We start from the raw sequence: 24,411 nt of genomic DNA, 5'->3' as shown, positions 1-24,411 counted from the left end.
ACTGTTTCCTTACTTTACTAATGTTTTTTATGTTAACAGAAACAGTATATCCTTCTGTTTATCAGAGATAATTTGATTTAAAATGAATCTCATTCATAGGATTCGCCGTGTTAATTAGTTATCCTGTGCAACTAGTTGGATTATTGCAATTTTGTGATGAAAGCTAGCATTTAGATACGATGATTTCATCAAACTGTTAACGTGCTACAATTGAACTTGATATATGTCAACGAAGCGTAGTTTTATTGGGTGTCCGGTACGTCTTAGCCTGTTATGTTGCTGTTAAAATGGTTAGGATGACAGCCGTTTTTGACACTGTCGGGTCCAGAGGGAAACTACCCACGACCAAGCTAATGATGTTGTTGACGTTGATGGAAAGTGCATCAAGAACGCAATTACGTACTTTAGTCATGTTACGCCGATCATGTTAATTTGCGACATGCATCAGGCAGGTCAGGGACTTTTGTACTTCCTGTTTCGATTTAGTTGGCAATTTAGGTAGCAAACATGCAGACCCCGCACATTCTTATCGTTGAAGACGAGTTGGTAACACGCAACACGTTAAAAAGTATTTTCGAAGCGGAAGGCTATGATGTATTCGAAGCGACTGATGGCGCGGAAATGCATCAAATCCTCTCTGAATATGACATCAACCTGGTGATCATGGATATCAACTTGCCAGGCAAAAACGGTCTTCTGTTGGCGCGTGAACTGCGCGAGCAGGCTAACGTTGCGCTGATGTTCCTGACTGGCCGCGATAACGAAGTCGATAAAATCCTCGGCCTCGAAATCGGTGCAGACGATTACATCACCAAGCCGTTTAACCCGCGCGAACTGACTATCCGTGCCCGCAACCTTCTGTCTCGTACCATGAACCTGGGTACCGTCAGCGAAGAACGTCGTAGCGTTGAAAGCTACAAGTTCAACGGTTGGGAACTGGACATCAACAGCCGTTCTCTGATCGGGCCTGATGGCGAACAGTACAAACTGCCGCGCAGTGAGTTCCGTGCCATGCTTCACTTCTGCGAGAACCCAGGCAAGATCCAGTCCCGTGCTGAGCTGCTGAAGAAAATGACTGGTCGTGAGCTGAAACCCCATGACCGTACCGTTGACGTGACCATCCGCCGCATTCGTAAGCATTTCGAATCCACGCCGGATACGCCGGAAATTATCGCGACTATTCACGGTGAAGGTTACCGTTTTTGTGGCGATCTGCAGGATTAATCGGGTTACCACCGTCAAAAAAACGGCGCTCAATGCGCCGTTTTTCTTATCTGCTTTTTGCTGAATTTACTTCCACACGCGTAGCGCATCGTCCACGGGTGCGGACGGTTTCGGCGCCGTTGGTGTTGGTGTCGGTTTCGCACGCGAGAATGCATACCAGTCAAGATGCCGCGTCAGGAACATCACGCTCCCCAGCGCCAACAGCAGCACACTCGTCCCCAACAGCAGCGCGCTGTCTTCCGAGCGCAACAGTACCCACATCACACCATCCAGCGCTAACAATGCCAGAGTGAAAACCACGCTGCTACGCCAGCCCTGTAGCACTGCCTGGAGATAAACCCCGTTCATCAGCGCGCCCACCAGGCTTGCGACAATCCATGCCAGGGTGAAACCAATATGTTCTGAGAGCGCCAGCAACAGCAAATAAAACATCACCAACGACAGCCCCACCAGCAGATACTGCATCGGGTGTAATTTTTTACCCGTCAACGTTTCGAACACAAAGAAAGCCATAAATGTCAGTGTAATCAGCAAAATGGCATATTTCGTCGCCCGATCCGTCAGTTGATACTGATCGGCAGGAGTGGCAACCGCGACGCTAAACGACGGCAGGTTATACCACCCGTCTTTTCGCGCATCCACAAACCGATCGCCCAGGTTAGTGGCAAACCAACTGCTTTGCCACTGTGCCTGAAACCCTGACTCGCTGATTTCGCGCTTGTCGGGTAGAAAATCACCGAGGAAGTTGGGATGCGGCCAGTTGCTGGTGAGCGTCATTTGGCTGCTACGTCCTACCGGAACCACCGAGAAAGCGCCGGTTCCGCTTAAATTGAGTGACATCGCCAGGTTCACATCGCGCATCGCCCATTGCGCATCCGGAAGCGGAATGTGGAGCCCTTCTCCGCGGTCTGTTAGCCCCGTCCCCGGTTCGACAGCAAGCGCCATTCCATTCACCTTCGGTGCTTTCACCACGCCAATCCCTCGTGCATCACCCACGCCAACCACGATAAACGGTTTCCCAAGGGTTATGTTGGGCCGGTTCAGTTCACTCAGTCGTGCAACATCAAACTCCGCTTTCAAGGTAACATCAGTATGCCAGACCTGCCCTTCGTAGATGCCCACTTTTCGCGGTTCAACGTTCTGGTTCCCCTCCACCATCAACGACTCCGGCAGCCAGAAGTGGATAAAACTGCGCCTGTGCTGCACCTCTTTCTCGTTTTCCAGCACGGTGTATAACTCGGTCACAGGTACGGCAATGAGCGGGCCGACCATTTTTTGCGGTCCGCTGGTACTCTGCCGAATCGCATCCTCCACCGCATCACGATAATCAGCACGTTCCACAATAATCTGCCGGACCATCATCAGGGGGATCAGCAGCAACACAATCGCGCCACCTAAGGTGACGATTTTCCAGAACAGGGGGGATTTCAACATAGCGTTCTCCTTATGCAATACCCGCAGAGTACGCACGCTATGTGGGGGGAATTTGAAGTTATGTGAAGTGACGGTGAAGTGTGAGCGTGGCCTCGACGCCGCCTTCTGGGCGGTTACGTAATTCTGCACTCCCCTTCAGCAGTCGCGCCACTTCGCGAACGAACGCCAGTCCAAGACCGCTGCTTTTGAGGCCATTCTCACGCGGCAGTGAGTAAAAGCGGTCAAATATCCGCGGTAAGGCAAAATCAGGAATGCCTGTACCCGTATCGGTCACCGTCAGCGTCACCGTCTCTGCATGCGCTTGTGCGCTGAGGGTGATCGCTCCGCCTGCCGGGGTGAAATCAATGGCATTGTCCAGCAAGTTGCCCAACGCCTGTTCCAGCAGCGCCGGCTCCGCAGAGACGCTTAACGCCGAGGGGACAATCTCCAGCGATATCGCCTTCGTCGCCAGTTGAATCGCGCGCGCGTCGCTGATTTGCGCAAACAGTTCATCGACCGCAACCGGGGAGAGGGCAATATCCTGACGGTTTTCCAGTCGCGCCTGGCGCAGCAAGGTTTCAACCAGCGCCTGCATTCGCGCATTTTGGCTGAGAATATTGTCGGTAAAGCGCTTAACAATGTCCGGAGGCGGATTTTCCCGCAGAATTTCCGCCGCGCCGCGAATGGCCGCCAACGGACTCTTTAGCTCGTGGGTGAGCGCGTATACGTACTGTTCAATGTAATTTTTGCCTTCCAGCTTCAGACGCATACTCTCCAGCGCCTGCGCCAGTTTGCGCAACTCACTGCTGCCCAGTTCAGGCAGCGGCATCGGCTGGTTTTCGGTCACGGAATCCGCATAGCGCGTCAGGCGGGCAATCGAACGGTTTATCCACCAGACCATCCCGGCGCCAATCACCAGCGCAATGCCAAGCAGAATCGCGCTGGCCCAAAGGATCCGGCGCTCGCTGCGTTTAATCACCGGTGCCATCGCGGCATTGGGTTTTCCCACGCTGAGCACGCCGATGATCTTTCCGTTGTCGACAACCGGCGCAGCAACATACATGACCGAGCTTTCCGGATCGGCGGGATCCTGCGGCGTACTGCGCGCGCCATACTGTCCACGCAGCGTTAGCCAGACATCGTTCCAGCGAGAGTAATCCTGCCCGACCGCTTTATTGACGGAATCAAACACCACTTTGCCCTGCGCATCCGTCATGTAAACATGGTATTCATTGCGGACTTTATTGATTCCGCTGATGTTGGCGCGAAAAGGACGGTTATGCAGTTGCGTAAACGCCTGCGCCAGTTGGCCATGCGCCGGGTTACCCGACAGGAGATCGTCACGCGCCAGCGCCGCCAGCAGCGTGGCAGTATCGATCAGCGTCCCTTCCGTTGCGCGCCGTACGCCAGGTTTAATCTCCTGTACAAAAATAGAAAGAACAAACCACGCAGCAACAGCGACAATCAGGAAATAGCCCAACAGCAAACGCATGCCAATGCGCATCAGAGACTCCTCAGGCTGTAACCCATCCCACGATGCGTGTTGATCGGCGAAAGCGTCGGGTTGATCGCGCGCAGTTTGGCGCGCAGCGTTTTGATGTGCGTATCGACCGTCCGGTCGTATGTATCCTGCGCATCGGCCCAGACGATATCCATCAGTTGCTGGCGCGAATAGACACGCCCTGGAGATAACAGCAGCGTTTTCAGCAGCAAAAATTCATAGCGCGTGAGTGACAGGGGCGTACCAAACCAGGCCACTTCAGCCGCCGGTTCATTCAGCTCAAAATGGCCGGTTTTGACAACAGGCGACGGCGTGGAAAACTTCTTCACCCGACGTAGCAGCGTGCGGACTCTGGCGCAGACTTCCCGCGGTGAAAACGGTTTGGCGACGTAATCGTCGGCACCGATTTCCAGACCCAGCAAGCGATCCACCTCATCGCTGCGCGCCGTCAGAAAGAGGATTGGTAACGCCGGATGGTACTCAAGCAATCGCCGGCACAGCTCAAAACCGCTGATATCCGGCAACCCGACATCGAGAATCGCTACATCCGGACACTGATGACGTGCTTTCTCCAGCGCGGGCAACCCGCGCTCAAAGGCTTCCACGCTAAACCCTTCCTGCTGGAGCATATAAATCAGGGTATCCGCGATACCCTGCTCATCTTCCACCAACCAGACCGACACCTGCTGCATAATGCTTCCCTGTTATTCGCGCCACGGCATGATAGGTACCGCGCTAATGGCATTTTTCGGCGACCCATCGACCACCTTGTCGGAATAGGCCAGATAAGCCAGCGCGTTGCGTTTGGCATCATAGAAGCGCACGACCTGTAATGATTTGAAGACCAACGAAGTGCGTTTCTTAAAGACCACTTCGCCCTGCGCTTTACCGTTCTTGATTCTGTCGCTCAGTTCTACCGGTCCTACCTGCTGGCAGGAGATGGCGGCATCAGAAGTATCTTCCGCCAGCCCCAACCCGCCTTTAATGCCACCGGTTTTGGCACGGCTGACGTAGCAGGTCACGTTTTTAACATCGGGGTCGTCAAACGCCTCCACGACGATTTTATGATCCGGCCCAAAGATCTTAAACACCGTATCGACGGAACCGATCTGCTCAGCAGATGCCAGCGGCGCCAGCATAAGCAACAGAGTGGACAGAACTAAACTCTTGTATTTCATATTGTTACCATTCTTTAAAATGACGCTGCGCAATTATTCAGCATTGTAAAAGAAACTGTTTACAGATCACAGGATTACAATAATCACGTTTTATTAGATTCAAAAAAAGCATTAATGCGCAAAAAAAACACTGAATGCTAAAACAACAAAAAATGCTATTATCCAATAATCTGATGTCAGGTGTTTGTAGTTGAAAGGATGAGGATATTTTATGGATCAGGCCGGCATTATTCGCGACCTATTAATCTGGCTGGAAGGTCATCTGGATCAGCCGCTGTCGCTTGACAATGTGGCGGCAAAAGCGGGTTATTCCAAGTGGCATCTGCAGAGAATGTTTAAGGACGTGACGGGTCATGCGATTGGCGCGTATATCCGCGCACGCCGCTTATCGAAATCTGCCGTTGCGCTTCGCCTGACGGCTCGCCCGATTCTGGATATTGCCCTGCAGTACCGCTTCGACTCTCAACAAACGTTCACCCGCGCCTTTAAGAAACAGTTTTCCCAGACGCCTGCACTGTATCGTCGTTCACCGGAATGGAGCGCATTCGGTATTCGTCCGCCTCTGCGTCTGGGCGAATTTGCCATGCCTGAGCATAAATTTGTCACTCTGGAAGATATGCAACTGCTGGGTGTCACCCAGAGTTACTCCTGTTCGCTGGAGCAAATTTCCGATTTCCGCCACGAAATGCGCTATCAGTTCTGGCACGATTTCCTCGGCCACGCGCCAACCATTCCGCCTGTACTCTATGGCCTGAACGAAACGCATCCCAGCCATGAAAAAGATGACGAGCAGGAAGTGTTCTACACCACCGCGCTGCCGCAGGATCAGGCCAACGGCTACGTACAGTCGGCACAGCCGGTGCTGTTGCAGGGCGGCGAGTATGTGATGTTTACTTACGAAGGGCTGGGAACGGGCGTTCAGGAGTTCATCCTGACGGTCTATGGTACCTGCATGCCGCTCCTGAACCTGACGCGCCGCAAGGGCCAGGATATTGAGCGGTACTACCCGGCTGAAGATGCCAAAGCCGGTGACCGCCCCATTAACCTGCGCTGCGAATTCCTGATTCCGATTCGCCGTTAGCGCTGTAGCTCATCCAACGCAGGGGCGTCCAGATGCGAGATGTCCCCTGCCGTTTCGACCACCCATCCCGGCGCCAGCCACAGGCTTTCCTGATAATCCACCCGCGAAATCGAGCAGTTACGCAGGCGTAAGCGGCGTTCAGCGTAGGCAGGAAGTCCCAGAATCGTACTGACCAGACAGCCCAGCGCAATGCCATGACTGACCAACAGCGGACGACTCCCCTGCGGCAAATCCAGGCACGCAGCGAGCGCGCCATGAACGCGATCGCTCAACTCCTGCATCGACTCCCCTTCGGGAATACGTCCGTCGACGGTGCCGTTGACTAACTGACGACGCCAGTTCTCTTCTTCTTCGGTCAGGGTATCAATATGACGTTTTTCCAGCACGCCCATGTGCAGCTCGCGCAGGCGAGCATCTAAGGTGATATCACAGCCACAGGCCTGGGCGATGATTTCAGCGGTGCGGCGGGTACGTCCCAAATCGCTACTAATGACGTGGGTGATGCCGAGACTTTTCGCGCGGTCACCAACCTGCATAGCTTGTTGCTCACCTTTAGCGGTCAGCGGACTGTCGGACTGGCCTTGAATGCGTCGCTCGGCGTTCCACTGCGTTTCACCGTGGCGAACAAGGTATACCTGTAACATGCTATTTTTCCGTATACTGCAAAGAGTTTTTATAAAATCGAGCTTAATTATGCACCATGTTGTCTCAGCAACCACCAATCCCGCCAAAATTCAGGCAATTCTACAGGCATTTAACGAGATCTTCGGTGAAGGATCCTGCCATATTGAGTCTGTGGACGTCGATAGCGGCGTACCGGAACAACCCTTCGGAAGTCCTGAAACGCGTGCTGGCGCACGGAATCGGGTCGAAAACGCCCGTCGTGCGCGCCCCGATGCCGACTTCTGGGTAGCCATCGAAGCGGGTATTGATGAAGATGCGACCTTCAGTTGGGTGGTTGTCGAAAACGCCACCCAGCGTGGCGAAGCGCGTTCTGCGACGCTGCCGCTGCCTGCGGTGATCCTTGAAAAAGTGCGCGAGGGTGAAGCGCTGGGTCCGGTAATGTCACACTACACGGGTATTGATAAGATTGGCCGAAAAGAAGGGGCGATTGGCGTGTTTACCGCCGGGAAACTGACGCGCGCCAGCGTTTACCACCAGGCCGTGATTCTGGCGCTCAGCCCGTTTCATAACGCGATTTATCGTTGAGTTCGTAAGCCGGATAAGACGAAATTGTCATCCGGCGATAGTGCGGTTGCAAGCCTGATGGCGCTACGCTTATCAGGCCTACGAAATCACTTTTCAGGCGTTTTTCAACAATATGGTTTCCAGCCACTGCCGCAGTTCGACGGGCGCCGATTTCAGGCTGTTAGAGCCGCGGGTGATCGTCGCAATCCCCGCGCCCAGCTCGTTTTTAAGCTCGCGCTGGCTCATTTCGCCACGTAATAACTCTTCGATAATGCGTACACGCGTCCCCAGCGCTTCGCGCTCATCCGGGGTCAGCATCAGTTGCAACAGCGGTAAGTGCAGATCCTCTGCATAAGACTGGCGGAGCAACTCCACAAAACGAAGCCACTCCTGATTACGTTGTTCGGCCATCGCCGATGAATAAGGGGAATGCTGGGTCATGTTATGCCGCCCTGTTGTACTCATACACGAGTACAAATCATAACATAACCCACCGGATTAATAACGTCTCTGCCACTCAGAATCGCTCATCAGGGTGTCTTTCTGCCCCATGAAATAGCGATAGTAAGCGTCGTAGGCCAGCACGTTCTTCACATAGCCACGCGTTTCCGAGAAGGGAATACTCTCGACAAACGCCACGGCGTCGATCCGTCCCGCGCTGTTGCCAAGCCAGGTGCGCACGCGCCCTGGTCCGGCATTGTAAGCTGCTGACGAGAAGATCCGATTATTGCCAAACTGCTGATAGACGTACTGCAGGTAGCTGGTGCCGATATTGATATTGGTTTCCGGATCCAGTAACTGATTCTGACTGCTGTAACCCGGAATAGAGAACATCTTCACCGTGTGCGTCGCGGTGCCTGGCATAATCTGCATCAGCCCGCTGGCGCCGACCGGCGATTTCACCTTCGGATTCCAGGCGCTCTCCTGACGCGCGATCGCCATCGCATAGCTTTGCGGAATATCTTTGCCACGGGTATAGCGGGTAAAGAGATCCTGATACGCCAGCGGGAAGCGCTCCTCCAGATGATCCCAGAGTTTACCGGCGATCGTCGCCTGCACGCTCAGATCCCACCACTGATTGTTGAAGGCATAACGCGCCAGCTGCGCCTGCTCCGTCTTCGTCCGGCTGGTGACCAGGTTTGCCCATTCGCTGCGGGCGGTGTTATCCATATTCCAGTACATCAGTTCGCGAACGCGGGCCATTTCCGCTCCCTGAGTCAGCGCGTTATTCACATCGCCAGGCGCTTTATCAATTTTCAGAACGTACTCTTCTCCCAGACGCTGCGCTGCCACCATCGGGTAGAAACCGCGCTGTTGCATCAGCGCATGCAGGATCTCTTTTGCTTCCGCTTCACGTCCTCGTTCCAGCAGCAAATCGGCCTGCCAGTATCGCCATTCGTCCTTTTCCTTCGCCTCCATCGGCAGACGCGCCAGCCAGGTGTTCAGGCCACGACGATCGCCAGTCCCGAGCGCCATGCGCACCCGACGCTCCACCAGCGTGGTGGACTGCGAGCGCATAATCGCGTCGTCTCGCCATTTCGCCTGCTCGTCGGTGACGTCGTTGCCCATTAATCGCCAGGCGACGATATCGCGCAGCTCCTGGGTTTGATCCTCATTCAACTGCTGCGCCTGTACCAGTGACGGAATCATCAGACGCGCGTTTTCCGCATCCTGACGAGCGACGCTGGCAAAGGCCACAGCGGCCATCTGACGAGTGAAATCGGTCGCGCCGGTGGTGCGCGCAAAGGTCAGGACGCTGTTCGGGTTGTTCGCCAGTGAGATAATCGCTGACGCGATAGTCTGGTACTCCGCCGGCATCTGCCCGGCCAGTACCGTCACCAGTCCAGTGTTGCCCGCTTTCATCGCCAGGCGAATGCGCTCCAGGTAAGAGAGCGGATCCTGGGTGCCAGACGCGCGCCAGACGCTGAACAGTTTGTCACAGGCATTAGGTTGGCTTTTACCGGTCAACCACAGCTCTTTCGCCCCCTGCCAGGCTTCTTCCGTTTGCCCGGTATTCCACTTCGCGTAATAGTAATTGCACTGCGCCTCGGTGGTTCTCGGCTTCTCCGGGCTAAACGCTAATAATCCGCGCCAGTCTTCACGCCGCGCCAGTTCGTTAACGAAACGCGATTCCAGCGTACGCGCTGGCGGCAGGGTTGGGTTGGCACGTACAAAGTTGGTCACCGTGACGGTCGGCTGATTCATCAGATCATCGGTGATTTGCCGATATTCCAGATAGGGATACAGGGGGTAATTCTTCAGGCCCGGCATCATCTGCTCCACGACATCCATCTGTCGGTTATCCCAGGCCTGCTTAATCTGTGCGTAACGGTTACGCTGCTCGTCCAGTGAATCGGCTCGCGCTGCCTGACTTAACGTCAGCAGGCACACACCGGCGGCAATAAGACGCCAGGTAAATCGTTGGGCTTTGTCCACAAGCTCTTCCTCTAAATATGATACGTCGCTGCAGCCTCATGCCGCCTAATGATTTCATGCTAACCAGTCATTGGCATTTACGCCACGTCGCGGACACTTTTTTACTTTTACTGCGAGTGAGATCTGCTGGCTGGGATTGAGAGGGGAAAAAGGCTACACTTCGCCTTTGAATACATCTATACCCTAAATAATTCGAGTTGCAGGAAGGCGGCAAGGAAGTGAACTCCCCAGGAGCTTACATAAGTAAGTGACTGGGGTGAACGAGTGCAGCAAACGCACATGCAGCTTGAAGTATGACGGGTATATTCATCACGATAAATACAGAGGCGAGTCCAACGTGGCCCAATTCGTTTATACCATGCATCGTGTCGGCAAAGTCGTTCCGCCGAAACGTCATATTCTTAAAAACATCTCGCTGAGCTTCTTCCCTGGCGCAAAAATCGGCGTACTGGGCCTTAACGGTGCCGGTAAGTCCACCCTGCTGCGCATCATGGCGGGCATTGATACAGATATTGAAGGCGAAGCCCGCCCGCAGCCTGGCATCAAAATTGGTTACCTGCCGCAGGAACCTCAGCTTAATCCTGAACACACCGTACGCGAGTCTGTTGAAGAAGCAGTGGCGGAAGTGGTCAACGCACTGAAAGGTCTGGATGAGGTTTACGCGAAATACGCTGAGCCAGATGCCGACTTCGATAAACTGGCCGCGCAACAGGGCAAGTTCGAAGAGATCATTCAGGCGCACGACGGTCATAACCTGAACGTGCAACTGGAGCGTGCAGCCGACGCCCTGCGTCTGCCAGACTGGGACGCCAAAATCGCGACCCTCTCCGGGGGTGAACGTCGCCGTGTCGCACTGTGCCGTCTGCTGTTAGAAAAACCTGACATGCTGCTGCTTGACGAACCGACCAACCACCTGGATGCGGAATCCGTGGCCTGGCTGGAACGCTTCCTGCACGACTTCGAAGGCACCGTAGTGGCGATTACCCACGACCGTTACTTCCTCGACAACGTCGCAGGCTGGATCCTTGAACTTGACCGCGGCGAAGGTATTCCGTGGGAAGGTAACTACTCTTCCTGGCTGGAGCAGAAAGATCAGCGTCTGGCGCAGGAAGCCTCTCAGGAAGCGGCACGCCGTAAATCTATCGAGAAAGAACTGGAGTGGGTTCGTCAGGGCGCGAAAGGCCGTCAGTCTAAGGGTAAAGCCCGTCTGGCACGCTTTGAAGAGCTGAACAGCACGGAATACCAGAAACGTAACGAAACCAACGAACTGTTTATTCCACCTGGACCGCGTCTGGGTGATAAAGTCATTGAAGTCAGCCACCTGCGTAAATCCTACGGCGACCGCGTGCTGATTGACGATCTGAGCTTCTCCGTACCGAAAGGCGCCATCGTCGGCATCATCGGTCCGAACGGCGCGGGTAAATCCACCCTGTTCCGTATGATGTCCGGTCAGGAACAGCCAGACAGCGGCACCATCACGCTGGGTGAAACCGTTAAGCTGGCCTCCGTCGATCAGTTCCGTGACGCCATGGATAACAGCAAAACCGTGTGGGAAGAAGTGTCCGGTGGGCTGGATATCATGAAGATCGGCAACACCGAAATGCCAAGTCGCGCCTATGTTGGCCGCTTTAACTTCAAAGGCACCGACCAGGGCAAACGCGTCGGCGAGCTGTCCGGTGGTGAGCGCGGTCGTCTGCATCTGGCGAAGCTGCTGCAGGTTGGCGGTAACGTTCTTCTGCTCGATGAACCGACCAACGACCTGGATATCGAAACCCTGCGCGCGCTGGAAAACGCCCTGCTGGAGTTCCCGGGTTGCGCAATGGTTATCTCGCACGACCGTTGGTTCCTTGACCGTATCGCCACCCACATTCTGGACTACCAGGATGAAGGGAAAGTGGAGTTCTTCGAAGGTAACTTCACCGAATACGAAGAGTACAAGAAGCGCACGCTGGGCGCTGACGCGCTGGAGCCAAAGCGTATCAAGTACAAACGTATCGCGAAGTAATCAACAAAATTGCCGGATGGTGGCGCACATGCCTCATCCGGCCTGGAAGGTTATTGCGCTTTGGCGGTTGCCGCAGATTGTTGACCCGCCGCAGGTTCCAACTGGAACACCACATCGACCTGATCATCAAACTGAATCGCCGCCTGCTCGTACGTTTCCTGCGCTGACACCGGTGCCGCGTCCGCTTTCATCATCCGCACCATCGGGCTTGGCTGATAGTTCGAGACATGGTAGCGCACGCTGTAAACCGGACCCAGTTTGCTGTTAAAACCGGCCGCCAGTTCCTGCGCCTGGTGAATTGCATCATCAATCGCTGCTTTACGCGCTTTGTCTTTATAAGCATCCGGTTGCGCCACACCCAACGAAACGGAACGAATTTCGTTCAGCCCCGCTTTCAGCGCGCCGTCCAGCAGTGGGTTGAGTTTATCTAACTGACGCAGCGTCACTTCGACAGTACGCACCGCACGATACCCTTTCAGAACGCTTTTGCCGTTCTGATAATCGTAATCCGGTTGGGTGCGCAGGTTCGCCGAACTAATGTCTTTTTTCGCGATCTGATTTTGCTCAAGGAAAGAAAGGTATTGCGCAACGCGCTCATCAGCCTGTTTCTTCGCCGTCGCAGCGTCTTTCGCCGCAACATTAACCTCGATTGCCAGCGTGGCAATATCAGGTGCAGCGTCCACGCTTGCCGTCCCGGAAGTCACGATGTGCGGTCCGTCAGGCAATTCGCCTGCCTGCACCGACATTGCACTGAATCCCACTAATGCCGCCAGGGCCATCACTTTGAACTTCACTGTCGCTCCTCCATGTTACGTGAGTTGCCCCAAATTTCAGGGCGCATGCAGGCAAGCTTAGCGCGAAATAGTGTGTTGTCCATCAGACAACGCTTAGAGCGCTAATGGACTGGCTCTTAATTGAACAAGGCGTGAACATGCGCAACGCCTTCTTTTGCCAGTTGAAAAGCGATGAACCACATCACCAGCCCCACCAGCGTATTGATAATCCGCTGCGCTTTTGCGGTACGCAGTCGCGGCGCGAGCCACGCCGCCAGCAGCGCCAGGCCGAAGAACCACAGGAAGGAGGCACTGACGGTGCCGAGCGCGAACCAGCGTTTGGGTTCGACATCCAGTTGTCCGCCCAGACTGCCAAGCACCACGAATGTATCCAGGTAGACGTGCGGATTCAGCCATGTCACCGCCAGCATGGTGGCGATGATCTTCCAGCGTCCCTGCTTCATCACTTCCGCGCTGGCCAGTTCCAGATTGCTACTCATTGCCGTCTTTAAAGCGCCAAAACCGTACCACAGCAAAAAAGCCACTCCGCCCCAGGTGACCAGCGCCAACAACCACGGCGACTGCATCAGTAATGCGCTACCGCCAAAAATCCCGGCGCAAATCAGCAACAGATCGCTGATGGCGCACAGGAGCGCAATCATGATGTGATACTGGCGACGTATCCCCTGATTCATCACAAACGCATTCTGTGGGCCGAGCGGAAGTATCATGGCTGCGCCAAGCGCAAGACCTTGAAAATAATACGATATCACGGTAATCATCCTGAGTGTTGTCTCTATAGCGCAGACTATAGCGCGGGATGATTATTAGCGGAAATGGATAATATTAATCGTAGATTAGGGAAATTAATGAAGAGGGGATTTTGCCGGATGCTGCGATGCGCATCCGGCATAGCATTATTCTGCCGTGACTTCTTTCACGCGTTTGAAATTCACGTCCATCTGCGGATACGGGAAGCTGATTCCAGCGGCATCAAATTCACGCTTAATCCGCTCCAGTACGTCCCAGTACACGTTTTGCAGATCGCCGCTGTTGCTCCAGACGCGCACCACAAAGTTAATCGACGACGCGCCCAACTCATTCAGACGAACCGTCATTTCGCGATCTTTCAGAATGCGATCGTCTGATTCGATAATCCCGGTGAGGATCTGTTTCACCTTATCGATATCAGAGTCGTAAGCGACGCTGATAATAAATTCATTACGGCGTACCGGCTCACGGGAAAAGTTGATGATATTGCCGGCAATGATTTTACCGTTCGGGATGACGACAATTTTACCGTCCACGGTGCGCATGGTGGTGGAGAAAATCTGCACATTCAGCACCGTCCCGGCAACGCCGCCCAGATCCACATACTCACCCGCACGGAACGGACGGAACATGACCAGCAGAACGCCTGCGGCAAGGTTAGACAACGATCCCTGCAACGCCAGACCGACCGCTAAACCGGCGGCACCGAGCACCGCAATCACCGACGCCGTCTGTACCCCTACCCGACCCAGTGCGGCAATCAGCGTGAAGGCAATAATTCCGTAGCGCACCAGCGCGGAAAGAAAGTCTGCCACGGTAGCATCGATATGCCGCGCCACCATCAGGCGATTAACCGTATTCGACACCAGACGCGCCACGATCATCCCGACAATCACAATGGCCACTGCCGCCACGATGTTGACGGCATAGCTCAACAGCAATTCCTGGTTGCGGACCAGCCAGCTCCCCGCACCGTTGATGCTGTCGACAACATTCAAATCTTCCATTACATATTCCTTGGTCATAACAAATCAGAGCAAATGAGATCAATCTCACGAAAACACCCCGTTAAAGGTAAACAATAATGGGTGAATATGCCATTTTCGTTATGTTTCAATTCTGGATATCACGGCTATTGCCGTTCTGCAGGACGATCCACCATCCGCAAAAATCCCCCCACCAGCCCATGTTTTTGTTTAAAAATTGCGGCAATTTCGCTGACCACTTTTCCACTTCCGGCATTCTTCCAGGCGATAGAAAGCGGTGACGGCTGGCGAGGATTCACCACCGAACGAGCCACCAGTGCGCCGGATTCTACGTAAGGGCGACACAGACGTTCCGGTAAAAAACCGACGCCCAGGCCACTTAAGTGACAGGCCAGCTTGGTGCTGAGATCCGGAACCTTAATCTCCTTTTGTCCGCTCAGCAGCCAGGCCACGCGACGGGTGAGCGTGCGCGACGTATCTTCAATATTGATGGCGGGGTAGCGACGCAGCATGTCGTCCGATAACACCGTTGCCGGATGGCTGGCCAACGGGTGATTCTGCGCGACCACAAACTGCCAGCTAATGTCCCCCAGTGGCAGCAGTGAAATGTTGTTTGACAACGATTCGGAACCGGTCACGCCAATCGCCAGTTGATAGTCGTCATACAGCAGCGAATCCCACACGCCCATATAGACCTGGCGGGAGATCTGGAAACGGGTGAAGGGAAATTGTTGATGCAGCCACGTCAGTAAATCAGCGGTCGTCTGCGGCTGATAGAGCAAATTATTGATAACAATATTAACCTGACGCTCAACGCCCGCATTAATCTGCTGCAACTCATCAGGCATGGCGTCCAGCCAGTTAAGCCACTGGCGACAATGTTCGAGCAGATGCTGTCCCGCCAACGTCAGGCTGACGGAACGCGTGGTTCGTAAAAAGAGCTGCGTACCCACCTGCTCTTCCAGCGTTTTGATGCGGTAACTGATTGCCGCAGGCGTTTTATGCAGTGAGCTGGCCGCACGGGAAAAACTCTCCGTCTCAGCTACCCGAATAAATGTACGTATTGTTTCCTGATCGAGCATGCTTTCCCCTTGAGTCAGCCATCAGCAACCAGCGTTGCGCCAGCGCAATCCCTAACACCATGTCAGCGCCGGAGGTGTGCCCCACCGTGAGCAGACGACGCAGTGCGTGGCCTGCGTCACGCCCGGTTTGCAAGCTGCGCATCACCCCCAACACCGGCGTCGAAAATTCGCCCACTCTGGCACTATTAAGATAGCTACAGCTTACCGAAGTTGTCAGTTGCGCAAGTTGATCCGCCGGGGGTAAAAAAAGGTGAACCGGTATCCCGGCTGCAATAAAGACCGCCAGCATTCCCGTAAGCATATCATCACCGCTGGGCGTGAGTCCGGGACCTCGTCCAATCAGCCAGCGCCAGTCTGGCGCGATGCCATTCGCCCAACGCTCCAGCCCGGCGACGATCTGCGGATAACACGCCACGGTATTGAGTGGCTGGTTGAGCGCGCCTCCCAGACCGGTTTGCTGAACACAGGAAGACAGGTCGAGCAGTGCGATAGCAGAAGGAGTCAGTTGCAGCCTGAGCTGACGCTGAGGGCGAAGGGTCACCCCCTGCCCGGTCAGCAGATCCCCGGTTTTGCACAAGCGTGAAACCGTCGTCAGGCGGGAGAACTGTGCACGACTCAACAGCACGCCGGTCGGCCCCATGCCTTTACCGTAGCGGTATAACGTCAGTAATTCGCCGTTAGCATGGCTGAAATTGATCGCCTGTGAGAAGCGACTGTGCAGCGTCCATTCACCCTCTGGAAGTCGATAAAGCCCGGCGCAGGCCAGGGCATTGAGAATGAACATAGGTTACTCCGAAATGCCGGATCGCGGCGCCACCTTATCCGGCCCACGAGTGACACCGATCCGTAGGCCCGGTGAGCGTTAGCGCCACCGGGCATTTCTGTTACGCCGTGATGTGATGCTCTTCCGCCAGCGCTTCCAACGCTTTTTCAAAGCACAGCAGCGGTGCACGTACGGTCCCCGCACCAACCTGGCCGATTCCGGCTTCGCGGTGAGCGATACCGGTGTTGATCAGCGGCGTAATCCCCGTTTCCACGACACGACGGATATCCAGCCCCAGACACGCCCCTTTGAAATCCCAGGACGGGATCTGGAACAAAGGGTTGTTGGCGAGGTAGATTTCCGCCATCTCCTCGGACGTTTCCAGCGCGGCCCCCATACCGCCCGCACCGACGAAACGCGTCACACCAGGTGCAGCAATCATGGCTGCGCCACCAATGCCCAGCGTCTCGGTAATGGCGCTATCACCGATATCCGGGTTAGCGTCAGCCTGACTGTAGCCGGTAAAGAACAAGCCCTGCGGCGTATTCACTGGCGCGGTAAACCAACGGTCGCCGGTGCCGCTGACGCGAATCCCGAACTCACGCCCGTTGCGCGTCATTGCGGTCACCACCGAACCGGCTTTAATCACTGCCGCCGCATCCATCACCGCTTTGCTGTAGGCCATCGCCAGGTTAAGGAAGAACTGATCGGTCACGCTCAGGAACTGCAGCACCTCAATGATTTCGGCTTTCGGACGATCAAGACCGGCGATCACAGGGGATAGCGTGCGCAGCAGTAACGACGAGGCCGCGATATTACGCTGATGGAATTCGTCCCCCATCGTAATCGCCTGAGCCATCATCGCCGTCAGATCCACGCCGTTCTCCATGCGCGACAAGGCCTCCTGTAACACCGGTGCCAGCGTATCGCGCATCCAGCGCAGACGCGTCTGCACATCCTCACCGTAGGCGCCGAAACGCATGACTTTGCCGATCCCTTCGTTCAGGTTGCAACAGGACTGATTGCCATGCACCACGTCACGTACGACCAGCACTGGCATGTTTGCAGAGGTGATACCGCCCATCGGGCCGACGGCGCCAACATGGTGGCACGGGATAAATTCCACTTCGCCCTGATTCAGGAGACTGACAGCTTCCTCTTCACTGGCCGCCCACCCCTCAAACAGCGATGCGCCGATACAGGCACCGCGCATAGGCCCCGTCATCTCTTCCCAGGCAATCGGCGGGCCGGCGTGCAGCAATTTACGCCCGGAGGACAATTCAACCACCGCCTCTTTCGCAGGACGGACAGCGACCCAATGTGGGCGGGCGGCTTTGATGCGTTCAATAATGGCGTCGTTGGCCTGTGCAATTGATGAATACATATCGGTACCTCTGAATTAATGTAACTGCTTGAGTAAACTGGCGAGACGCGCATTGCCACCGGCAATCGGCGCCCACTGATAATGCACAACCGGCGTGCCGCTGCTTTGCAGATCCAGCGCGAAGCTGCGCAGTCCGGCATTGATCACCTGTACGCCATCCAGCAAGGGGTTAGGTTCAACGGATGGGCGAGAGTCCTGATGATGTGTCAGGCTGATGGCGAGCAACACGGCCTCTTCCAGGGTTTCCACCACGGCGATGCCTGCATCACGCAGAATGTCGGTTTGTCCACTGCGTCCCTGTGGGTCGGCATCGGTTCCGGTGAGGGTGGCGATGGTGACCAGCGGCGCGTTTCGCGTTGCGCGAACCTGCTCGACAGCCTCAACAACGGCGCCCGCCGGATCAGCACAGGCGCCATAGCCCAGCACCACATCCAGCAGCAGCACGCCCACGTCCGGCATCGCTGCCAGCTTTTCGATTTCAATGCTGCGAGTTGTCGGGTCAATCATCGGGTGTGGTCTGCCCAACGTGTAGCTGTCATCTCCCAGATCGACAATGCGATGGCCCTGCGCGTCGAGCATGACGCCAGCAGCGTGGCTTTCACTCACTGGCACACCCAGCCCGGCCGAAAGCAACATCGCCGCTTCAGCCGCGAGCGTCCCGCCGGCATACAGCCCATAAATGCCTTTGCCAGCCACCTCGGGTTGAATCAGGCGCTGCTGAGCCACTCGCATCAGCAACACGGCCAGTTGGGCGGCATCTGAGAGCGAATTCGCCAGCCAGACATTCCCCTCACAGCGTTGTTCCGGTTTATTCCCGAGAAAGAGCGCGACCACCGGTTTACCGACCTTTTGCATCGCATTGATAATGCGGGTTCTGACCTGCGGCGACGGCGGTTTAGAGACAAACGCGATCACCCGCGTGGCATCATCAGCAGCCAGCATCTCCAGCGCCGTTAACGCACTGATGCCTCCCACTTCCGCACTCAGATCGCGTCCCCCCAAACCGATGGCATGGCTGATCCCCTGTTGGTGCAGCGCAATCTGAGAGGTGACCTCCTGAATGCCCGTTCCGGACGCCCCGATTACACCAATTCCACCGTCGGGCAACACGTTCGCGAATGCCAGTGGGCTACCGGCAATCATCGCTGTCCCGCAGTCCGGCCCCATCACAATCAGCCCTTTTTCGCGAGCCAACGTTTTCAGCTCAACTTCCTGCTCAAGCGGTACGTTATCGGAAAACATCATCACGTTTTTACCGGCCAACAGCCCCTCTTTCGCTACGGAGGCCGCATACTCCCCGGCAACCGAAACCAGCAGCAGATTAGCCTGCGGTAATTTCTGGCACGCGCTCTCCCAGCGACGCGCCTTCAGCAGTTGCTGTGAACCGCCCGAGGCGCTGGCAATTGCGCTTAACTCTTTTTCCAACTGTTCGCGGATTAATTCGAGGATCTCCGGTTGCTCGTCATGCGTTCGTACCGCCACACAAATATCGTTCGGTGTGGCCTCGACAAAATCGTCATGCCAGAAGCCCGTAGAATCCAGCATCGCTTTATTCGCTGGCGTTCCCATCATGACGGAAACCTGGTCAACTTCCGGTCGCTCACTTAATTTCCGGGAAATGATCATCAGGCTGACGGAGTCCTGAAAGCTTCCCTTTTTAATAAAGGCGTAAATCATTACCGCTACCTCTTATGTACGTTTTTCTTTCAAAAACAGCATCGCAACCAATCCAATCGCTAACAGAATGGCTGACACATAAAAACTGGATGCCAGGCTGCCCGTAATATCGCGCGCCGCGCCAGCAATAATGGGAGCAAGAATAGATGAGCTCATGCCGATAAAATTAAATAAGCCAAACGCGGTGCTGTAATTATTTTCATCAACGCTATCGGCAACCAGCGCAACCAGCACGGGATCCAGTGCCAGTTTGCCGACGAGACCGTAAATACACAGGGCGACAATCACGCCAGTCATGTTTGGCATCCAGACAATGGACAGCATGCTGATGATCGCCACCGGGACGAGGAACATAATTAACGGTTTGCGCTTACCTAATTTGTCAGACAGGCTGGAGAATAACAGCGCGCCGGGGATTGAAATCCAGGCGACCAGCGAAGAGATAAATCCAGTTTCGCTACCGGCAATACCACGTTCATTTTGCAGATAATAGGGAAGCCAGGTCAGAATAACGAAGAAACCAAACAGGCTACAGAACACCATGATATAGGTCAGAACGAGGTTGCGGTTTTTCAGAAGATCGCTGAATTTGCCTTTTTTTACCGGCTGTCCGTCGGTATCTACAGTGCGTTTCTTTTCTTTCACAAACAGCCAGATCGCAATCCCCACCAGTACTGAAGGAACCGCCATCGCGTAGAACGGCATCCGCCATGAATGGCCCTGATCGTACACCAGCCAGCTTGAGGTCATCAGTCCCAGCGCAATACCGAAGGCCATGCCGCTATTGATGATTGCGCTGCCGAGCGAGCGATATTTTTTAGGGATTTGCTCGGAAGAAAGGCCGTACTGTGGACCGTAATAGGTCCCTTCTCCCGCGCCCGTGACTACGCGGGCAAACAGCAGCGTGTACCAACTTTTTGCCCAACCGGTAACGGCCGTGAAAACGCCAAAGAGAATAAACCCAGGCACCAGCACTTTTTTCTTACCGATTTTATCACCCAGTATTCCTGCCGGGACCTGTAATAACGCATAAGAAAAATAAAACACAGAATTAAGAATGCCTAATTGCGTTCCACTTAGGCCAAACTCTTTTTCCAGCTCGCCCATCACCGGGTTCAATACCGTCCGGTCGGCGTACATGAAAATCCACCCCAGCCAGAACAGGAAAATGGTCACCCACCAGGCCGGTATTCCTTTTTTCTTCGTGACCTCAGTCACTTCACATGATTCAGACATAAGCAATCTCCCGGTAATATTTACCGTTGAACACCTCATATTATCTGACGATTGATGAGGCTTGATGTTTTAACTCTGCTCACCATATCGGGACGCGACATCATTTCGTTTGAGCAAAGTCACACAAAATCCATTGTTATAAATTCCTGGGAACTGACCGCAACATTATTAAAAAAAGTCTAACAATCATTTTTTAAATATTTTAAACAAAGTAATTAAAAATAATCCTAATTAACGCGTTATTTTTATCAGTCAATAAGCTGTCGAATAAGTCACATTATAAAAAAACCGGAACGTTATTTTGACCACGAGATATTTTTCACATTGAGGTCATAATGAAAAAGAAACTGGTCATTGCACTGGGTGGGAATGCATTATTACAGCGCGGAGAGATATTGAGTGCGGAAAACCAACAACGCAGCATTCAGGTTTTTGCGCAACGGGTAGCGACGCTGGCTCGCGATTATCAACTGGTGATTGTTCACGGAAACGGGCCTCAGGTCGGGTTGCTGGCGTTGCAGAACGCGGCCTACACGGAATCACCCGCCTGGCCGCTGGATATACTGGTGGCTGAAAGCCAGGGAATGATTGGCGCCGCCATCGCCCAGGCGCTGACGCAAAATACGGGGGGTTGCCCCGTGACCACGCTGATGACACGGGTAGAAGTAGACCCGCAGGATGAGGCGTTTGCCGCTCCGGGTAAGTACATAGGGCCCGTCTATCAACCGGATCAACAAGCTGAACTGGAACAACGCTATGGCTGGACGATGAAGGCGGATGGACAATACATTCGACGGGTCGTTCCCTCACCGATACCGCAAAACATCCTCGACGGCGAGGCCATCCAGATGCTGATGGAAGCAGGGCATACGGTGATTTGCTGTGGCGGTGGCGGCGTTCCGGTGGTGGCTCAGGGTAACGGATACGTGGGAACTGAAGCGGTGATCGACAAAGATCTGACAGCTGCGGTGTTGGCGAATACCATCAACGCCGATCATCTGCTGATCCTGACCGATGCCGATGCCGTCTATGAACACTGGGGTACTCCACAGGCGCGCGCGTTACGACATGTCACAACCGAAGAGTTGGCGCCGTTTGCGGCACCGGATGGCGCAATGGGACCAAAAGCGGCGGCGGTGATCCAGTTTGTTAAGCAAACCGGGCGTTCGGCGTTTATTGGCGCGCTGAAAGATGCACCGCAGATACTCACAGGCGAGAAAGGTACCTGCGTGACGCAGTAACCCCCTGCCGTTTGGCATTGTCGGATGGCGAGATTCTCCGGCAACCACGCAAAAAAGGCTTCCCGAAGGAAGCCTTTTTACAATCAGCGGACCAGATTACAGAACGTCAATTGCGTTCAGTTCTTTGAAAGCCTGTTCCAGACGCGTGATCATGGAAGTCTGGCCAGCACGCAGCCATACGCGCGGATCGTAGTATTTCTTGTTCGGCTGATCTTCGCCTTTCGGGTTGCCCAGCTGACCCTGCAGATACGCTTCATTCGCTTTGTAGTAGTTCAGAACACCTTCCCAGGTCGCCCATTGGGTATCGGTATCGATGTTCATTTTGACTACACCGTAGCTTACGGAGTCTTTGATTTCCTGAGCGGTAGAACCGGAACCACCGTGGAAGACGAAGTTCAGGCTGTTGTGCGGCAGGTTGTGTTTCTTAGAAACATAGTCCTGAGAGTCGCGCAGGATGGTCGGGGTCAGAACCACGTTACCCGGCTTGTAGACGCCGTGTACGTTACCGAAAGAAGCCGCGATAGTGAAACGCGGGCTGATTTTGCTCAGCTCGGTGTACGCGTAATCCACGTCTTCCGGCTGGGTGTACAGGGCAGAAGCGTCCATGTGGCTGTTGTCCACACCATCTTCTTCACCACCGGTGCAACCCAGTTCGATTTCCAGGGTCATGCCCATTTTGGACATGCGCGCCAGGTATTTGGAGCAGATTTCGATATTCTCTTCCAGTGACTCTTCAGACAGGTCGATCATGTGAGAAGAGAACAGCGGTTTACCGGTCGCCGCGAAGTGTTTTTCACCTGCGTCCAGCAGACCGTCGATCCACGGCAGCAGTTTCTTCGCGCAGTGGTCAGTGTGCAGGATAACCGGAACACCGTAGTGCTCAGCCATCTGATGTACGTGGTGCGCACCAGAGATCGCGCCCAGGATTGCCGCACCCTGAGGAACGTCAGTTTTCACGCCTTTACCCGCGATGAACGCAGCGCCACCGTTGGAGAACTGTACGATAACCGGCGCTTTAACTTTTGCAGCGGTTTCCAGAACGGCGTTGATAGAGTCGGTACCGACGCAGTTAACTGCTGGCAGAGCGAAGTTGTTTTCTTTTGCTACCTGGAAAACTTTCTGTACGTCATCACCGGTGATAACGCCAGGTTTTACGAAATCAAAAATTTTAGACATGTTACGAGTCCTGTATCTTCGGCCTTGGAAAGGGGTGCGTGCCACTTAAGCCCGCTGAAAATTGGGCAGGTTTCCCTGCCCATGAGTGTCTTACTTCTTAGCGCGCTCTTCGAGCATCGCTACTGCAGGCAGAACTTTACCTTCCACGAATTCGAGGAATGCGCCGCCGCCAGTGGAGATGTAGGAGATTTTGTCAGCAATACCGAACAGGTCGATAGCCGCCAGCGTGTCACCGCCGCCTGCAATAGAGAACGCGTTGCTGTCAGCAATTGCGTTAGCTACGATTTCAGTTCCTTTACGGAAGTTCGGGAATTCAAACACGCCAACCGGGCCGTTCCACAGAATGGTTTTTGCATTCTTCAGGATTTCAGCCAGCTGCTGTGCAGAAGCGTCGCCGATATCCAGGATCTGCTCGTCTTCTTTCACGTCGTTGACGGATTTCAGCGTGGCGGCAGCGCTTTCAGAGAACTCGGTCGCGACGCGAACGTCAGTCGGAACCGGGATATCGCACGTAGTCAGCAGACGTTTGGCTTCGTCAACCAGATCTGCTTCGTACAGGGATTTGCCCACATTGTGGCCCTGAGCGGCAACGAAGGTGTTCGCGATGCCGCCGCCAACGATCAGCTGATCAGCGATTTTGGACAGGGAATCCAGAACGGTCAGTTTGGTGGAAACTTTAGAACCGCCCACGATAGCGACCATCGGACGAGCTGGCTCTTTCAGCGCTTTACCCAGCGCATCCAGTTCTGCAGCCAGCAGCGGACCGGCACATGCGACGTCAGCAAATTTGCCGATACCGTGAGTGGAAGCCTGTGCACGGTGAGCCGTACCAAATGCGTCCATCACGAACACATCACACAGCGCAGCGTATTTTTTGGACAGCGCTTCGTCGTCTTTCTTCTCGCCTTTGTTGAAGCGAACGTTTTCCAGCACCACCAGCTCACCGGCAGCGACTTCAACGCCGTCGAGGTAATCTTTTACCAGGCGAACCGGGTTAGACAGTTTGTCTTTCAGGTAATTAACAACCGGCAGCAGAGAGAATTCTTCGTTGTACTCGCCTTCGGTAGGACGACCCAGGTGGGAAGTCACCATCACTTTAGCGCCTTGTTTCAGGGCCAGTTCGATGGTCGGCAGAGAAGCACGGATACGCGCATCGCTGGTCACTTTCCCTTCTTTAACTGGTACGTTCAGATCCGCACGGATAAAAACACGTTTACCAGCAAGATCCAAATCGGTCATCTTGATTACAGACATGGTGAATCCTCTCGTTGATTCTTGATAAAGTTTTGCAGACGC

Annotated in this window: 23 protein-coding genes; 5 read left to right on the top strand and 18 right to left on the bottom strand. The window is 54.4% G+C overall.

The window, feature by feature from the left end; all coding sequences use genetic code 11:
• Nucleotides 1-271: 271 nt before the first annotated feature.
• Complete coding sequence (gene yjjY, locus ACQ0PY_RS04365; RefSeq protein ID WP_042998021.1) at nt 272-412, bottom strand: YjjY family protein; 141 nt, start codon at nt 410-412, stop codon at nt 272-274.
• Between the two features lie 95 nt (nt 413-507).
• On the opposite strand from yjjY, the gene arcA reads away from it, so the two are divergent.
• Nucleotides 508-1,224, top strand: a complete 717-nt coding sequence (gene arcA, locus ACQ0PY_RS04360; protein ID WP_001194359.1) for a two-component system response regulator ArcA — start codon at nt 508-510, stop codon at nt 1,222-1,224.
• Nucleotides 1,225-1,290: 66 nt separating this feature from the next.
• On the opposite strand, the gene creD is transcribed toward arcA, so the two are convergent.
• Genes creD through creA form a run of 4 tightly spaced genes read right to left on the bottom strand, consistent with a single transcriptional unit; the run spans nt 1,291 to nt 5,316 of the window.
• Nucleotides 1,291-2,658: a cell envelope integrity protein CreD gene (gene creD, locus ACQ0PY_RS04355; RefSeq protein WP_042998022.1), complete on the bottom strand. Its 1,368-nt coding sequence runs from the start codon at nt 2,656-2,658 to the stop codon at nt 1,291-1,293.
• Between the two features lie 58 nt (nt 2,659-2,716).
• Nucleotides 2,717-4,141 (bottom strand): two-component system sensor histidine kinase CreC, encoded by a 1,425-nt coding sequence (gene creC, locus ACQ0PY_RS04350; protein ID WP_109739858.1) that lies wholly within the window; start codon nt 4,139-4,141, stop codon nt 2,717-2,719.
• A complete protein-coding gene (gene creB / locus ACQ0PY_RS04345; protein WP_042998024.1) occupies nt 4,141-4,830 on the bottom strand; it encodes a two-component system response regulator CreB in 690 nt (229 codons plus the stop codon). Before creB ends, creC begins: the two co-directional genes overlap by 1 nt.
• Before the next feature lie 12 nt (nt 4,831-4,842).
• Nucleotides 4,843-5,316 (bottom strand): protein CreA, encoded by a 474-nt coding sequence (gene creA / locus ACQ0PY_RS04340; RefSeq protein ID WP_042998025.1) that lies wholly within the window; start codon nt 5,314-5,316, stop codon nt 4,843-4,845.
• Between the two features lie 211 nt (nt 5,317-5,527).
• On the opposite strand from creA, the gene robA reads away from it, so the two are divergent.
• Nucleotides 5,528-6,397: an MDR efflux pump AcrAB transcriptional activator RobA gene (gene robA, locus ACQ0PY_RS04335; protein ID WP_044255635.1), complete on the top strand. Its 870-nt coding sequence runs from the start codon at nt 5,528-5,530 to the stop codon at nt 6,395-6,397.
• Here the strand turns inward: robA and gpmB are convergent.
• A complete protein-coding gene (gene gpmB / locus ACQ0PY_RS04330) occupies nt 6,394-7,041 on the bottom strand; it encodes a 2,3-diphosphoglycerate-dependent phosphoglycerate mutase GpmB (protein ID WP_044264833.1) in 648 nt (215 codons plus the stop codon). The two genes, robA and gpmB, sit on opposite strands and share 4 nt — an antisense overlap.
• A 49-nt stretch (nt 7,042-7,090) precedes the next feature.
• Here gpmB and yjjX point away from each other — a divergent pair, with 49 nt between their 5' ends.
• On the top strand, nt 7,091-7,606 hold the full coding sequence (gene yjjX, locus ACQ0PY_RS04325; protein ID WP_042998028.1) for an inosine/xanthosine triphosphatase: 516 nt from the start codon (nt 7,091-7,093) through the stop codon (nt 7,604-7,606).
• Nucleotides 7,607-7,699: 93 nt separating this feature from the next.
• On the opposite strand, the gene trpR is transcribed toward yjjX, so the two are convergent.
• Both trpR and sltY read right to left on the bottom strand, forming a co-directional pair.
• Complete coding sequence (gene trpR, locus ACQ0PY_RS04320; protein WP_042998029.1) at nt 7,700-8,026, bottom strand: trp operon repressor; 327 nt, start codon at nt 8,024-8,026, stop codon at nt 7,700-7,702.
• 57 nt (nt 8,027-8,083) lie between these two features.
• Nucleotides 8,084-10,021 (bottom strand): murein transglycosylase, encoded by a 1,938-nt coding sequence (sltY, locus tag ACQ0PY_RS04315; RefSeq protein ID WP_042998030.1) that lies wholly within the window; start codon nt 10,019-10,021, stop codon nt 8,084-8,086.
• A gap of 337 nt (nt 10,022-10,358) precedes the next feature.
• Between sltY and ettA the strand changes: the two genes are divergently transcribed.
• Nucleotides 10,359-12,026 carry an energy-dependent translational throttle protein EttA gene (gene ettA / locus ACQ0PY_RS04310; protein WP_044255637.1) on the top strand — a complete coding sequence of 556 codons (1,668 nt, stop codon included), beginning with the start codon at nt 10,359-10,361 and terminating at the stop codon, nt 12,024-12,026.
• 50 nt (nt 12,027-12,076) lie between these two features.
• On the opposite strand, the gene ACQ0PY_RS04305 is transcribed toward ettA, so the two are convergent.
• The 8 genes from ACQ0PY_RS04305 to ACQ0PY_RS04270 all read right to left on the bottom strand — a co-directional run bounded on the left by ACQ0PY_RS04305 (nt 12,077) and on the right by ACQ0PY_RS04270 (nt 20,698).
• Complete coding sequence (locus ACQ0PY_RS04305; protein ID WP_042998032.1) at nt 12,077-12,820, bottom strand: oxidative stress defense protein; 744 nt, start codon at nt 12,818-12,820, stop codon at nt 12,077-12,079.
• Nucleotides 12,821-12,936: 116 nt separating this feature from the next.
• Nucleotides 12,937-13,572 carry an arginine exporter ArgO gene (gene argO, locus ACQ0PY_RS04300; protein WP_043001725.1) on the bottom strand — a complete coding sequence of 212 codons (636 nt, stop codon included), beginning with the start codon at nt 13,570-13,572 and terminating at the stop codon, nt 12,937-12,939.
• Nucleotides 13,573-13,716: 144 nt separating this feature from the next.
• Nucleotides 13,717-14,577 (bottom strand): small-conductance mechanosensitive channel MscS, encoded by an 861-nt coding sequence (locus ACQ0PY_RS04295; protein ID WP_042998033.1) that lies wholly within the window; start codon nt 14,575-14,577, stop codon nt 13,717-13,719.
• A gap of 125 nt (nt 14,578-14,702) precedes the next feature.
• Nucleotides 14,703-15,638: an HTH-type transcriptional activator AllS gene (gene allS / locus ACQ0PY_RS04290; protein WP_042998034.1), complete on the bottom strand. Its 936-nt coding sequence runs from the start codon at nt 15,636-15,638 to the stop codon at nt 14,703-14,705.
• Nucleotides 15,595-16,422: an oxamate carbamoyltransferase subunit AllH family protein gene (locus ACQ0PY_RS04285; RefSeq protein ID WP_044264824.1), complete on the bottom strand. Its 828-nt coding sequence runs from the start codon at nt 16,420-16,422 to the stop codon at nt 15,595-15,597. The genes allS and ACQ0PY_RS04285 overlap by 44 nt, the downstream gene beginning before the upstream one ends.
• Nucleotides 16,423-16,522: 100 nt before the next feature.
• Nucleotides 16,523-17,785: a YlbE family protein gene (locus tag ACQ0PY_RS04280; RefSeq protein WP_042998036.1), complete on the bottom strand. Its 1,263-nt coding sequence runs from the start codon at nt 17,783-17,785 to the stop codon at nt 16,523-16,525.
• A gap of 15 nt (nt 17,786-17,800) precedes the next feature.
• Entirely contained in the window at nt 17,801-19,462 is a 1,662-nt protein-coding gene (locus tag ACQ0PY_RS04275) for an acyl-CoA synthetase FdrA (RefSeq protein WP_042998037.1), read from the bottom strand.
• A gap of 12 nt (nt 19,463-19,474) precedes the next feature.
• A complete protein-coding gene (locus ACQ0PY_RS04270; RefSeq protein WP_042998038.1) occupies nt 19,475-20,698 on the bottom strand; it encodes an MFS transporter in 1,224 nt (407 codons plus the stop codon).
• A gap of 335 nt (nt 20,699-21,033) precedes the next feature.
• Between ACQ0PY_RS04270 and ACQ0PY_RS04265 the strand changes: the two genes are divergently transcribed.
• Nucleotides 21,034-21,939, top strand: a complete 906-nt coding sequence (locus ACQ0PY_RS04265) for a carbamate kinase (protein WP_042998039.1) — start codon at nt 21,034-21,036, stop codon at nt 21,937-21,939.
• Nucleotides 21,940-22,035: 96 nt separating this feature from the next.
• Here the strand turns inward: ACQ0PY_RS04265 and fbaA are convergent, their stop codons facing one another.
• Both fbaA and pgk read right to left on the bottom strand, forming a co-directional pair.
• The gene (fbaA, locus tag ACQ0PY_RS04260) at nt 22,036-23,115 is read right to left on the bottom strand and encodes a class II fructose-bisphosphate aldolase (RefSeq protein WP_042998040.1); all 1,080 of its coding nucleotides are present in this window, start codon (nt 23,113-23,115) and stop codon (nt 22,036-22,038) included.
• Nucleotides 23,116-23,205: 90 nt separating this feature from the next.
• Nucleotides 23,206-24,369 (bottom strand): phosphoglycerate kinase, encoded by a 1,164-nt coding sequence (gene pgk, locus ACQ0PY_RS04255; protein ID WP_109739857.1) that lies wholly within the window; start codon nt 24,367-24,369, stop codon nt 23,206-23,208.
• Between the last annotated feature and the right edge of the window lie 42 nt (nt 24,370-24,411).

The sequence above is a fragment of the Citrobacter sp. LST-B2 genome (genome assembly GCF_057983045.1).
Note: the sequence above shows the minus strand (reverse complement) of the source record. Positions and strands in the feature narration are given on the sequence as shown.